Below are 13,489 nucleotides of genomic sequence, written 5' to 3' on the forward strand. Positions count from 1 at the left end.
GGTCTGTTAGAATTCCTGGACGAGGGAAAGCACATGCCCGCCAGCGAAGACGGCAGCCGCCACGACGGCCCAGGGCTCGATCGGTTCGAGATGGTGCGGCGCGCGCCCGGTCATAGGCTTCAGGGCGCCGTCACTGACATATGCGGCTTTCGCGAAACCATGCCAGGCCATTTCCGCGCCGTCGAATATGCCTCGCTGACCGTGCCGCTGGTCATCAGCTTTGCCGAACCCTTTGCCATCGGGCTCGGCAAGGACCCGAGCGACAATGACCGCTTCGCCAGTTTTGCCGCCGGCCTTTATGCCGGCCCGGTGGTGATCGAATCCTTCGGCGGCGCCTGCTGTGTGCAGATCAATTTCACCCCGCTCGGCGCCCGTCGCTTCTTCGGCCGGCCGATGAGCGAACTGACCGACCGCATGGTCGGCCTGGATGACGTGCTCGGCGTCGAAGGCATCGCGCTTCGCGAAAGGCTTGGCAATGCGCCGGATTGGAGCTCACGCTTCGCCATCGCCGAGGTCTTCGTCGCCGATCGGTTGGCAACCGCAGGCCGCACTCAAGCCGAAATGGTCTGGGCCTATGAGACGATCGTCTCGACGCGTGGGCGGATCCGCATCTCGACGCTGGCCGAAAAGCTTGGCTGGAGCCGCAAGCATCTTAACGGAAAATTTTCGGACGCGGTCGGAACCGGCCCAAAAACGCTGTCGCGAATTGTCCGCTTCAACCATGCGCTTGGCCTGTCGAGACGGGCCAACAGCGATTGGGCCGACATTGCCGCCGACTGCGGCTATGCCGATCAGGCGCATCTGGTGCGCGAGTTTCGCGACCTCGCAGGCGTCACGCCGACGACTGTCGCCGCGAGGTAACATTTCTTCAAGACGCGCAACCGGCCTTCGCCCAGACTGGGTTGATCGACCAACACAGCGAAGGAGATTGCCATGCCGAACACCACCGAAGCACCGCGGCTTTACCCGGCGCTGCGCTACCGAAATGCCGGCAAGATGATCGACTGGCTGTGCGAGGCTTTCGGCTTCAGCGTCCACGCCCGCTACGGCGAAGGCGACGTGGTGCACCATGCCGAACTCGCATTCGGCTCCTCGATCATCATGCTCGGCACGGCCCGCGACGATGCCTATGGCAAGATGGTCGGCGCGCCCGGCTCGGGCGGCGGCAAGTCGATCTATGTCGCGGTCGCTGACGCCGACGCGGCATACGCGCGGGCAAAAACCGCCGGCGCCGAGATTCTGGAAGAGCTCACCGACCGCGACTATGGCAGCCGCGAATTCATCTGCCGCGATCCGGAAGGCAACGTCTGGTCGTTCGGCACCTACTGGCCGAAGGCTGACGAGCCCGCCAGCTAACGCGCCAGCCCGAAAATCGCGTCGCAGTCGAGGTGGGTTTCCAGCTCGGCTGCGATCTCGTCCAGTGCCCGTTCGACCTCGGCGCGGTAGTCGATGCCGCCGCCCTTGACGCCGAGGCTTTCGAGGAATTTCGCCCGGAAGGCATCGGCGGAAAACAGCCCGTGCATATAGGTGCCCAGCACCTTGCCGTCGGCCGAGATAGCGCCGTCATCGATGCCGTTGATAACGGCGGACGGCCGCAGCGTGTCTGGACCGGTGGTGCGGCCGAGATGGATCTCGTAGCCCTCGAGCGGCAGATCGAATTGCACCGAGCGCGCGCTGACGTTGCGCACCGTCTTTTCCGGGTCCATCACCGTTTCGACGTCGAGCAGCCCGAGGCCTTGCGTCTCGGTAACGCTGCCCTCGATGCCGTCGGGATCGCGCACGACATGGCCGAGCATCTGGAAGCCGCCGCAAATGCCGACGATATGGCCACCGCGCTTCCTGTGCGCGGCAAGGTCGCGGTCCCAGCCGTTCTCGCGGAATTTCAGGAGATCGCCGATCGTCGACTTCGAGCCGGGAATGATCACCAGACCCGCATCTTCGGGCAAGTGCTCACCAGGCGGCACGAACACCACCTCGACCTGCGGTTCGGCCTTGAGCGGGTCGAGATCGTCGAAATTGGCGATGCGCGAGAGCACCGGCACGGCGACCTTCAGCGCGCGCTTCTCGCCTGACGCCAGCCGTTCGAGCACAACGGAATCTTCAGATGGCAGCCGCGCCGCCGCCTTCAGCCACGGCACGACACCAAAACAGCGCCAGCCGGTGAACTTTTCGATCGCCTCGATGCCGTCGTCGAATAGCGAGACATCGCCGCGGAACTTGTTGATGAGATAACCGACGATCATGCGCCGGTCCTCGTCCGGCAGGATCAGATGGGTGCCCGCGACCGAGGCGATGACGCCGCCGCGATCGATATCGCCGACCAGGATCACCGGCACGCCGGCGCGCGTCGCGAAGCCCATATTGGCAATGTCGCGGCTCCTGAGATTGATCTCGGCCGGCGATCCCGCGCCCTCGACGATGACCAGATCGGCGCCCTCGCCGACCTTTGCCCAGGAGTCCAGCACGGCATCCATAAGCCGGCCCTTCAGCGCCTGGTAGTCGCGCGCCCGCGCCTCGCCGAACACCTTGCCCTGCACGACGACTTGAGCGCCGATATCGGTTTGCGGCTTGAGCAGCACCGGGTTCATGTGGATGGTCGGCGGCACGCCGCAGGCGATCGCCTGCAGCCATTGGGCGCGGCCGATCTCACCGCCGCCTGAAACGCCTGGAATATCGGCGACGGCCGCGTTGTTCGACATGTTCTGCGGCTTGAACGGCCGCACTTTCAGCCCACGGTTCCTAGCCGCGCGGCACAGCCCGGCGACGAGCACCGTCTTGCCGACATCCGAACCCGTGCCCTGCAGCATGATCGCCTTGGCCATGTCAGCCCCTGCCCTGCGCAACGGTTGCGGTGATCGTCGACTTGGCTGCCAACGGGCCGCCGCGCCAGAGATAGAGCGCCAGCAGCGGCTCCTTGCCGGTGCGCATGGCGTGGCTGACGTCAGAGGCATGGTGGATCACCTCGCCCGCCGCTCGAAGGCGAAAACCGCCATCGCCCATGCGCCATTCGGTGCCGCCGGTCAGCGGGATGTAGATCTCCTCCGCGACGTGGTGGTGATCGGGGTAGACGATGTCGGGTCCAAGGATCAGCAGACCGCCCGCGACCTCTTCATTGACGAAATGGCCGCGTGTGCCGAACACCTCCAGCCAGCCATAATTCTCCATGAAAATCCTGCCGAAATCCGCCTCGCCATAGGTCTGGCCCCAGTGCAGATCGCCACGACGCTCCGCAACCAGCCGCGCCAACGGCTTGGCGGCAGCGGGAACGAGTTCGACGATGCGGTCGAGCTGGTGCAGGCAAGCGATCGGATGCGGCTCGAGCCGACGCGCCGGCATGGCCCAGCCGATCCGGGCCACGGCATCGCGCACCAGCGCATCGTCGAACGTCTGGAGATAGGCCTGGAAGCGTCCAAGCAGTTCGTCGAAATTTGTCGTCACACTTTGCTCCAAAGCGCATTCGCGCACAGCGGCTGCGCAGATAGTTAGATCGAGACGGTCGGGTTGCGCGGCGGCATCATTGGTCTAGATTGGACGGCGCGCAAAGCCAAAAACGACAGGCCAGCAGGCCGGAAACATCAGGGAGCACGCCATGGATGCCGCTGTCGATGCGGGCACCAGCCAGTTCGAACTCAACGAGGACCAGCGCGCCATCCAGGAGATGGCCGAGGCCTTCGCCGCCGACCGTGTGGCGCCGAACGCACTCGACTGGGATCGCAACAAATATTTCCCCGCCGATGTGATCCGCGAGACAGGCCCGCTCGGCCTTGGCGGCATCTATGTCCGCGACGATGTCGGCGGCTCAGGGCTCGGCCGGCTCGACGCCGTGTTGATATTCGAGGCGCTTTCGCGTGCCGATCCGGCGTTTTCCGCCTTCATCTCGATCCACAACATGGCGGCATCGATGATCGACCGCTTCGGCAGCGACGAGCAGCGCCGCCGCTTCCTGCCGAAGCTGACCTCGATGGAATGGCTGGCCAGCTACTGCCTGACCGAGCCGGGCTCGGGCTCGGATGCGGCGGCGCTGAAGACGCGCGCGGTCAAAAGCGGCAGTGACTATGTGCTAAATGGCGCCAAACAGTTCATCTCGGGTGCTGGCGACAGCGACATCTACATCGTCATGGCGCGCACCGGCGCCGACGGACCGAAGGGCATTTCCACCTTCGTCGTGCCGAAGGACGCGCCCGGCCTGTCCTTCGGCGCCAACGAGCACAAGATGGGCTGGCACATGCAGTCGACCCGCCAGGTCGTCTTCGAGGATTGCAAGGTGCCGGCCGAAAATCTTTTGTCGGCTGAAGGCGCCGGTTTCGGCATCGCCATGGCCGGGCTCGACGGCGGCCGGCTGAACATCGCCGCCTGCTCGCTCGGCGGCGCGCAATCGGCGCTCGACAAGGCGCTCACCTACACCGCCGAGCGCAAGGCTTTCGGCTCGAAGATCAACGAGTTCCAGGCGCTGCAGTTCAAACTCGCCGACATGGAGACCGAACTGCAGGCAGCGCGCATCTTCCTCTACACCGCCGCCTCGAAGCTCGACTGCAAGGCGCCGGATGCCTCGAAATGGTCGGCAATGGCCAAGCGCTTCGTCACCGATACCGGCTTCAACGTCGCCAACGACGCCCTGCAACTGCATGGCGGCTACGGCTATCTGCACGATTACGGCATCGAGAAGCTGGTTCGCGACCTGCGCGTCCACCAAATCCTCGAAGGCACCAACGAAATCATGCGCGTCATCATCGCACGCGCGCTGATCGGACGTTAAGGCAGTAGGCAGTAGGCAGAAAGATGACCGGCAAGATCAATTCGTATAAGGATCTTATCGTATGGCAGCAGGCGATGGATCTGGCCGTCACAACCTACTCCCTGACCAAGGCATGGCCAAAAGAGGAATTGTATGGGTTGACCAGCCAAATCCGCAGCTCGGCAACCTCTATTCCTGCAAACATCGCGGAAGGTTATGGCCGAGACAACAGAGGCTCCTATCAGCAATTTCTCAGGATAGCGCAGGGGTCGCTGAAGGAGTTCGAGACGCACCTCCAGATCGGTGAACGCATTGGCCTTGCTACGCATGATCAAGCTTATCACGTGCTTTTAGCAACCGAGGGCATCGGAAAAATGCTTCGCCAACTTATTAGCAAACTTGCGCCCGAATAGGTCGCCTACTGCCTACTGCCTACTGCCTACTAAACCACGGAGCGCCATTATGACCACCATCGCCTTCATCGGCCTCGGCAATATGGGCAATCCGATGGCCGCCAATCTGGTCAAGGCCGGGTATGCCGTGCACGGCTTCGACCTGGTGCCGGAAAACCTCGTCATCGCCAGAGAACACGGCGTCGTCATCATGGCCAATGCCGTTGCAGCGGTGAAGGATGCCGATGCGGTCATCACCATGCTGCCGGCGGGCAAGCATGTCCTGTCGGTTTACGCAGACATCGCGGCCAAGGCGAAAAAAGGCGCGCTGTTCATCGATTCCTCCACCATCGACGTCGAGTCGGCCCGAAAGGCCCATGCCATCGCCGCCAAGCACGGGTTGCTGACGATCGACGCGCCGGTTTCCGGCGGCACCGGCGGTGCGGCGGCCGGCACGCTGACCTTCATGGCCGGCGGTTCGAAGGACGCCTTCGCCAAGGCCGAACCAATCCTCAAGCCGATGGCCGGCCGCATCGTTCATTGCGGCGACGACGGCGCCGGACAGGCGGCGAAGATCTGCAACAACATGATTTTGGGCATTTCGATGATCGGTGTTGCCGAGGCCTTCGTGCTGGCGGAAAAGCTTGGCCTGTCGCACCAGGCGCTGTTCGACGTCGCCTCGACCTCGTCCGGCCAGTGCTGGTCGCTGACCACCTACTGCCCGGTGCCCGGCCCGGTGCCGACATCGCCCGCCAACAATGGCTATAAGCCTGGGTTCGCAGCGGCGCTGATGCTGAAGGATTTGAAACTGTCGCAGGAGGCCGCACAGAGCGTCGGTGCGGCAACGCCGCTCGGCGCCGAGGCAGCCCAGCTCTATGCGTTGTTCAACGCACAGGGAAATGCCGGCGCCGACTTTTCCGGCATCATCAATTTCCTGCGCGGTGACCCGGCGTAAGCTCCAATTTCGTAGTTTTCGATCTGCCCAAAGCGGAAAGTCGGCAAATTTAGGTTTGCTTAAGCTCTTGCTAACCCTGCAGTAACGATGTGCGTTTAAAACGGATTGCGAGGCGGACATCCGCCCGGCGCTCCGGATCAGGTCTCGCGTACCGGAGCCCGTAAGTTTCGCCGTAAGTTTCGCAAGTGTATTGTTGGCGAAGCGCCATGCGTATCTGGCAAAGCCGCGTTCCGATGGAGCGCGGTTTTTGCGTTTCGCATTCTTCAAGGACAAGGCGATCGCCCTGGCGCGACTCCAGATGATCGTCGGCCTCGTGGCGGCGGTCCTGACCTACGTTGACGACCGACGCGTCAGCTGCGCTACTTGCGTGCGAGTAAGACGTGAGCCTCTTGGGGGAATATCAGCTCCCCTCCAGTTGAATAGATTGCCAGCGAAGAACTGAGATCAGCCGTGATCGCTGCGATGACGGCGTCCCGATGTCCGGCCTCCATTCCGCTGACCAGCCCAGCCTGCGGAGTCGCTGCCAGCTGTAATCGCACATATTGCTTTGACGAGGGGAACCGGATGTTCTGTGTCGTCGTGTGGATGGTCACCTGACGAAATCCCGCCCCGGCCACCAATCGGTAAAGCTCGTCCGCATCGGCGAGTGAATGCTCGGACCGTTTCGTTGCCGAAGCGCCCGGACCGAGGTGTCGATCCAAGGCATCCGCCAACGCCTTTGCCGCGGGAGTGTGCTCGATAGCGCTGAAAACGTTTAAGACCAGTCGGCCGTCAGGCACCAGAACCCGGAACATCTCACGTAGCGCACTCGATCGGTCCGGAAAAAACTGCAGTCCGAGCTGGCAAAGAACCAAATCAAAGGTGGAGTCAGGAAACGGCATTTCGAGCGCGCTTCCCTCGTGCCAGTCGATACGCGGTCCAGCACCTCTCGGGAGCGAGCGAGCAACGGCAAGCATGCCCGTGTTGATGTCGAGGCCGACGACCTGCCCATTTCCCATACGCTCGGCCGCCGAGCGTGCCACCACGCCGGTGCCGCAAGCTACGTCCAGAATCCGCTCACCAGATTGAGGCGCAGCACGATCCAAAAGGTCGGCAGCCCACTGGGCTGTGATTGCCGGGACCAGATAGCGCTCGTAGAGTTCCGCAGCGCTGCCTTCCAGCTGCCACTGCTCTTGCTGGGCCATTGCGCCCTCCCGGACCAGCCGTTCGGGCAACGGGCCGATCGGCGCTTCAAGCAGCCATCTTAAAGCACGTGTCTGTCGACTAGCAACCGGACCGGGAAACATGGATACAGAGCAGATCGCTAGGACGATCCGCCCGCCACCCTAACGAGACCTTTACTGCTGCTCGTTTCCATCGACGAGACGAATGGCAACATTCCGTCCACAGCCGAATCCAAACCGAGGAACCATCGGCCTTTCGGATCACTTGTTGAAGTCGACAGAACACGTCTCTGGTCGATAGCGTGGACAACGCGTTTGAGGAATTCTTGGCCGCCGGCGGTGAGACTGTGCAACCGCCATTCGAGATCGCGGTCGGACGGTGCGCCCGTGTCCGCGATCCTTTCGGCAACATAGTTGTGATCTTGGACCAATCGAAAGGGAGGTTGGTCACTGACGCGAAGGGGCACGTCATCGGTGTCAAGGCGGGCCAGTGATCACGCGTGGTCGTCGATACCGCCAACAGCCTCGCCTGGCGAACTCTTCGCCATAAAGCGGCATTCAAACTCCGGGCGCCCGATTACCGGACGCCCGGCGATCGTTCCATCTTACCGCTTGCGCAAATCTGCTTCGGCCAGGTCGAGCGCCCTCGCGATGCGGTCGCAGGCCATGTCGATCGTCTCGCGCGTCCAGATCAGCGGCGGTGACAGGATCATCGTGTCGCCGGTGGCGCGCAGCATCATCCCTTGCGCAACCGCGTGGTCGCGAACCATCACCGCCGCGCTGCCGGCCGGCAGGAAGCGCTCCTTGGTTGCCTTGTCCTTGACGATCTCGATCGCTCCCATCAGCCCGAACGAGCGCACCTCGCCGACCAGGTCGTGCCCGCCGAGACGTTCCTGCAAAGCCCTGGCGAAGTAAGGCCCGGTGTCGTTCCTGACGCGCTCGACCAGACCCTCGCGCTCGATGATCTCGAGGTTCTTCAGCGCCACCGCGCAGGCCACCGGGTGCCCGGCATAGGTGTAGCCGTGATAGAATTCGCCGCCCTTTTCGACCAGCGTCGCCGCGATGCGGTCGCCGACCAGCAGCGCCGACAGTGGCTGATAGCCGGAGGTCAGCGCCTTGGCCGTGGTGATGGTGTCGGGCTCGACATCGAAGGCTTGTGCCGCGAACCACTCGCCGGTGCGGCCATAGCCGGTGATGACCTCGTCCAGCATCAGCAGGACATCGTATTTGCGGCAGATGCGCTGCACCTCCGGCCAATAGCTCATCGGCGGGATCTTCACCCCGCCCGCCCCCATCACCGGCTCGCCGATAAAGGCGGCCACTTTGTCGGCGCCGGCTTCGAGTATGGCGTCCTCGACGGCCTTTGCCGCGCGCAGGCCGAAATCATGGTCGCTTTCGCCGGGCAGTGCCAGCTCATAGGCATAGGGCATCATTACATGGACGATGTTGGGCACGGCGCCGCCGAGCTGCTTGTGCATCAAATCCATGCCGCCGAGCGAGGCGCCGGCGATGGTCGAGCCGTGGTAGCCCATCTTGCGCGAGATGATGCGGTTCTTCTCGGGCCTGCCTTCCAGCACCCAATAGTGACGGACCAGACGCAGCGCCGTGTCGTTGGCCTCCGAACCGGACGAGCCGTAGAACACCTGGTTGATGTGCCTTGGCGCGATCTCCGCCAGCTTTTTCGACAGCAGAACCGGCGTCGGCGTCGAGCATTTGAAGAAGGAGTTGTAGTAGGGCAATTCCTTCATCTGGGCGTAGGCGGCGTCGGCCAGCTCGTCGCGGCCATAGCCGACATTGACGCACCACAGCCCGGCCATGCCGTCGAGGATTTCCGTCCCTTCGGCATCGTAGATGAACGGCCCGTTGGCGTGGGTGATGATCCGCGAGCCGGTCTCGCGCATCTCTTTGTGGTCGGTGAACGGATGAAGGTGATGCGCGGCATCGATCTGCTGAAGCTGCTTCAGCGAATAATTCTGGTAGGTCATATCTGGTCTTTCCTCTTGAACCAATCCGGCTGCTTTCGCGCCGGGGCGGATTCGTCAGAGGACAGCGGGCGGCGAATAGCCGATGCGGGCGCACAGCCGCAACAGCTCGGCGCGAAGCGTGCGCGACGACGGCGTCACCGCGACCCCAAATGCGCAACCCGATTTCGCCAGCCGAGCCATGCATGCACCTTAGGCTGCCTCGAGCCCTCAGTTCAAGCCGTGCCGGTCAAGCGACGCCGGTCAATTGGTGCCAGTCAGGGCCCGTTGCAGGAAGACGTACTTCATCGCCGCCTGTGTGGCCTGCGGCCGCCGATCGCCGCGTCCACCATGGCCGCCCTCGGTCTCCTCGAAGAACAGCGTCTTGCCGTGGCCGGCCGCCTGCAGCCGTGCCGCCATCTTGCGGGCATGCCCGGGATGGACACGATCGTCGGCGGTCGAGGTCGTCAGCAACACCGGCGGATAGGCTGCATCCGTGTCTACATGCTGGTAGGGCGAATAGGCGGCGAGCCAGGAAGCCTCTTCCGGTTTCGCCGGATCGCCATACTCGGCCATCCATGACGCGCCGGGCGGCAGTTCGGTGTAGCGCAGCATATCGAGCAGCGGCACGTCGATGATCACCGCGCCGAACAATTCCGGGTGCTGGGTCAGCGAGACGCCGGTCAGCAAGCCACCATTCGATCCGCCCTGGATGCCCAGCGTGGCCGGTGTGGCGATGCCGCGTTTGACCAGATCTTGCGCCACGGCGGCGAAATCGTCGAAGGCATTCTGGCGATTGGCCTTGAGCGCCGCCTGATGCCAGTTCGGGCCGAACTCGCCACCGCCGCGGATGTTGGCCTGCACATAGGCATTGCCCTTCTCCAGCCACAGCCTGCCGCGCACGCCGGCATAGCCGGGCAGCAGCGGCACTTCGAAGCCGCCGTAGCCGTAAAGCAATGTCGGCACGGGTCCATGCAAGTCGCGCCGCCTGACGACGAAATAAGGGATCATCGTGCCATCCTTCGAGCGTGCCTCGAACTGTTCGGAGACCAGGGACGACGCATCGAAGCGCGCCGGCTGCGATTTCACCGCTGCCAGCGTCGCCGCATTGTCGTCCGACCAGATGATCGAGCTCGGCGTCAGGAAATCGGTGAAGGAAAAGGAGACGCTGGAACCGAAATGCTCGGCATGGCTGATGCCGACATTGCCGTTTTCGGGCAACGCCACGGGCTTGAACTCCCAGCCGCTGTCGCTGCGCGCGCCGGCAACGACCTTGCCGCGCACATTGTCCATCAAATTGATGAACAGCCGGTCCTGCGTGCGGGCAATACCGGCGATCGAGACACGGTGCGCCGGCTCGAGCACGGTATCGAGGGATCCGAATAGCCCGGTTTCGATCCAGCGCTCGAAATCGAGTGAATAGAGCCCGTCGGGCTTGCACAGCGTGCCGTCCGGCGCCGTCCATGGGGTACGCACGCCGAAGACGAACTGGCCCTTGAACAGCGCTGTATCGGTGGCGTCGTCCGGCAACGGGATCCGCCTGTTTTCGCCGGAAGGCAGCCGCAGGAAACTGTGCGAGGCGAAGAAGTCGATGGTCCGGACGAGGAAGACATGACGCTTGTCGCCGTCGAATTCGACGGACCCGCCGGCGGCAAGATCCTGCTTCAGCGCCTCGAAGATCGGCATCGCCGCTTCCAGTGGCGCGCCGCGCCGCCAAAGCTTGACCACGCGCGGATAACCGGACTGGGTCTTGTCGTCCTCCTCGAAGGCGGCGGAAACGATGACTGTATCCTCGTCCAGCCAGCTAAAGCTCGATTTCGAGGCAGGAGCGCGAAAGCCGCCATCGACGAACGATCTGCTTTCGATATCGAATTCGCGCATCTCGCTGGCATCGCCGCCATCCGGCGACAGGCTGAGCAGGCAGCGGCTGAAGTCGGGGTAAAGTCGGCTGGCGCCGCTGAACACCCATTTCACCCCCTCTTTCGCCGCCAGACTGTCGAAGTCGATGATCGTCTGCCATTCCGGCTTGTCGGTCTTGTAGGAGGCGACCGTGGTGCGCCGCCAGAGGCCGAGTACGTTCGTCCGGTCCTGCCAGAAATTATAGACATAGCCGTTGATAGCGGCCCCGACGGCGATGTTATCCTCGGCCGTCATCAGGTCGAGCGCCGTCTCGAACGACGTCCGATAGGACGGATCACCCTGCAGCTCCCCGACCGTGATCGCATTTTGGCGATGCACCCAGTCGAGGGCCTGCTTGCCTCGTCTGTCCTCCAGCCAGAGAAAGGGGTCTTTTGTCTCGCCGGCTGAACCTGGCTGCTTTTGAGTGATCGGCTTGGTCATGCGGTCTCCAAAAATTCGTCAGGCTCGGTGCCACAAACATCGGCATGGCGCTACCGACATTCAACCGGAACACGTAAATACGAATGGTCGGAGATTGCCATGACAAGGCTCTCTGCATGGACTGCGAGGAACCTCATGCAACGTCTGTACATTGCGACTGAGAAGTTTGATCCATCCCATGGCACGGGATGGGACAAATACATGGAGTGGTCGGGCCTCACCCAATTGACAGAGGTCGTCTCTCTCGACGGCATGCTGTGCCCGACCGCACTTGGGGAGATAAAGGATAGCTACTGGCCCTACATCGTGAACGAAGATTTCATGCTGGATTTCTTCGTGGATCTGGAGTTTTTGCGTTCGCAATTGACCGATACGAGCAACCTTAACATCCTTGGCGTAATCCGAAGTCCTTCGGCGGATCTGCGCTCATTCGCTTGGGACGAGTTCACCTTCATCGGCTATGATCTGCTCGACAAGAACGTCGACATCAGCGCATTGACCAATTGCGGTGGTTTCCCCGACGTCTTCGCCAACGAAGAGCTATCCTGCGTTGGGCTGATAGACGACTTTGATCGCGCCGTTGAGATTCAGGAATTGCTGCACAAGACGCATCCCGAAGAACGCCACGCCGACTGTGACCTCTGGGCGGTCTTCAGGCGGCAAGACAATTGAGGATCTCAGCATCCGGTCGGAATCTCACACCATCCGCCGCCGCATGACGGTTGTAGTCGCCAGCGCCAGGCAAATGGCACCGAGCGTCATTGGCAGGCCGCCGGCGCCAACAACATCCATGGCGCTGCCCGCCAGCGGCGGCACGGCGATGCCGCCGACGCCCCACATCAGCGAGAAGGCGGCGTTGCCGGCGACCAGTGCCGAGCCGGTGAACCGCTCGCCGAGTTCGATGATCGACATCGTGTAAATGCCGTAGGAAACCGCGCCCCAGATGAAGACGCACGGCCATATCAGCGGCGTCTCGATGAGAACCGGCAGCAGCACGCATCCGAGCACCGTCACCGAAACACAGATGAACCGCACCAGCCGCGCCGTCAGCCGCTCCGCCAGCAAGCCGAGCGGCACCTGCATAGCGATATTGCCGGCGATCATCACTGAAAGCAGCGCCGACATGCGCGCTTCGGCGATGCCGTAATGCGTTCCATAGACCGGCAGCAAGGCGAGCACCGCCTGTTCAAAACCGGCGGCCACGATCACCGCCGATAACAACAGCCAAGCCTGCGGCACGAACCCCAGCACCGAAACCCGGTGTCCGCTCTCGTCGACCCTCGGCAGCCGTGCCAGCACAGAGGCCAGGCAGGCGCCGCAAAACAGGAATGCGCCGATGCCGACCAGAAACGGCGGCCATCCCTCGGTGCCGACGGCAAGCAGGCACAGCGGCCCCGCCGCAAAGCCCGCCGAAATGATCGTCGAATAGATGCCCATGACGCGGCCGCGGCGTGCCGGCGGCGCCAGTGCGATCACCCAGACTTCGCTCAGCACGTAGAGCGGGTTGGTGACGGCGCCGATCAAAAAGCGCAGCGGAAACCACAGATAGACATTTTGCGTCCAGCCGATCAGCGCCAGCACCAGCGCGGAAAGTGCCGCGCAAGTAAGCGCGGTGCGCCCTGCCCCGAAACGCCGCGCCAGCGCCGGAACCAGCGGCGAAGAGACGATGAAGCCGATCGGCGTCATTGCCGCCGACAGGCCGATCATCGCCGGCGAGACGCCCTGGCGCTGCAGGATGAAGCTCAACAGCGGATAGCTCAGCCCTTGCGCGATGGCGAACACCGAGACGGTGGCGATCACGCCGGTGATCGCCGCCCATTGCCCTATTTCGCCGCTGCTTTGTTCCGCCCGGTCCATGATGGAGGATTAGCGTTTCGGTTCCGTCGCGGTAAGCACCGGCAACGAAAACCGCTTGCGCCAGCCGGAACGCGATCAAGAGGCTG

Annotated in this window: 12 protein-coding genes; 6 read left to right on the forward strand and 6 right to left on the reverse strand. The window is 62.9% G+C overall.

The window, feature by feature from the left end:
* Positions 1–33: 33 nt before the first annotated feature.
* Both AC0L2Y_RS13265 and AC0L2Y_RS13270 read left to right on the forward strand, forming a co-directional pair.
* Positions 34–861 (forward strand): helix-turn-helix domain-containing protein, encoded by an 828-nt coding sequence (locus AC0L2Y_RS13265; protein ID WP_473556695.1) that lies wholly within the window; start codon positions 34–36, stop codon positions 859–861.
* Positions 862–933: 72 nt separating this feature from the next.
* Positions 934–1,356 carry a VOC family protein gene (locus AC0L2Y_RS13270; RefSeq protein ID WP_473556697.1) on the forward strand — a complete coding sequence of 141 codons (423 nt, stop codon included), beginning with the start codon at positions 934–936 and terminating at the stop codon, positions 1,354–1,356.
* On the opposite strand, the gene AC0L2Y_RS13275 is transcribed toward AC0L2Y_RS13270, so the two are convergent.
* A complete protein-coding gene (locus AC0L2Y_RS13275) occupies positions 1,353–2,822 on the reverse strand; it encodes a cobyric acid synthase (RefSeq protein WP_473556699.1) in 1,470 nt (489 codons plus the stop codon). The genes AC0L2Y_RS13270 and AC0L2Y_RS13275 overlap by 4 nt on opposite strands.
* A 1-nt stretch (position 2,823) precedes the next feature.
* Positions 2,824–3,438 carry a dimethylsulfonioproprionate lyase family protein gene (locus AC0L2Y_RS13280; protein ID WP_473556701.1) on the reverse strand — a complete coding sequence of 205 codons (615 nt, stop codon included), beginning with the start codon at positions 3,436–3,438 and terminating at the stop codon, positions 2,824–2,826.
* A 151-nt stretch (positions 3,439–3,589) separates the two neighbouring features.
* Between AC0L2Y_RS13280 and AC0L2Y_RS13285 the strand changes: the two genes are divergently transcribed.
* The 3 genes from AC0L2Y_RS13285 to mmsB are packed head-to-tail and all read left to right on the forward strand — an operon-like array spanning position 3,590 to position 6,082.
* Positions 3,590–4,756, forward strand: coding sequence for an isobutyryl-CoA dehydrogenase (locus AC0L2Y_RS13285; RefSeq protein WP_473556703.1), 1,167 nt, complete (start codon positions 3,590–3,592; stop codon positions 4,754–4,756).
* Positions 4,757–4,779: 23 nt separating this feature from the next.
* Positions 4,780–5,148: a four helix bundle protein gene (locus AC0L2Y_RS13290; RefSeq protein ID WP_473556705.1), complete on the forward strand. Its 369-nt coding sequence runs from the start codon at positions 4,780–4,782 to the stop codon at positions 5,146–5,148.
* Between the two features lie 49 nt (positions 5,149–5,197).
* On the forward strand, positions 5,198–6,082 hold the full coding sequence (gene mmsB / locus AC0L2Y_RS13295) for a 3-hydroxyisobutyrate dehydrogenase (RefSeq protein ID WP_473556707.1): 885 nt from the start codon (positions 5,198–5,200) through the stop codon (positions 6,080–6,082).
* A gap of 359 nt (positions 6,083–6,441) precedes the next feature.
* Here the strand turns inward: mmsB and AC0L2Y_RS13300 are convergent, their stop codons facing one another.
* The 3 genes from AC0L2Y_RS13300 to AC0L2Y_RS13310 all read right to left on the reverse strand — a co-directional run bounded on the left by AC0L2Y_RS13300 (position 6,442) and on the right by AC0L2Y_RS13310 (position 11,546).
* A complete protein-coding gene (locus AC0L2Y_RS13300) occupies positions 6,442–7,266 on the reverse strand; it encodes a methyltransferase domain-containing protein (RefSeq protein WP_473556709.1) in 825 nt (274 codons plus the stop codon).
* 584 nt (positions 7,267–7,850) lie between these two features.
* On the reverse strand, positions 7,851–9,230 hold the full coding sequence (locus AC0L2Y_RS13305) for an aspartate aminotransferase family protein (RefSeq protein ID WP_473556711.1): 1,380 nt from the start codon (positions 9,228–9,230) through the stop codon (positions 7,851–7,853).
* A gap of 240 nt (positions 9,231–9,470) precedes the next feature.
* On the reverse strand, positions 9,471–11,546 hold the full coding sequence (locus AC0L2Y_RS13310; protein ID WP_473556713.1) for a prolyl oligopeptidase family serine peptidase: 2,076 nt from the start codon (positions 11,544–11,546) through the stop codon (positions 9,471–9,473).
* A gap of 99 nt (positions 11,547–11,645) precedes the next feature.
* Between AC0L2Y_RS13310 and AC0L2Y_RS13315 the strand changes: the two genes are divergently transcribed.
* Entirely contained in the window at positions 11,646–12,218 is a 573-nt protein-coding gene (locus AC0L2Y_RS13315) for a hypothetical protein (protein ID WP_473556714.1), read from the forward strand.
* A gap of 24 nt (positions 12,219–12,242) precedes the next feature.
* Here the strand turns inward: AC0L2Y_RS13315 and AC0L2Y_RS13320 are convergent, their stop codons facing one another.
* Complete coding sequence (locus tag AC0L2Y_RS13320; RefSeq protein ID WP_473556717.1) at positions 12,243–13,403, reverse strand: MFS transporter; 1,161 nt, start codon at positions 13,401–13,403, stop codon at positions 12,243–12,245.
* Between the last annotated feature and the right edge of the window lie 86 nt (positions 13,404–13,489).

Source organism: Mesorhizobium sp. WSM4830 (assembly GCF_055811495.1).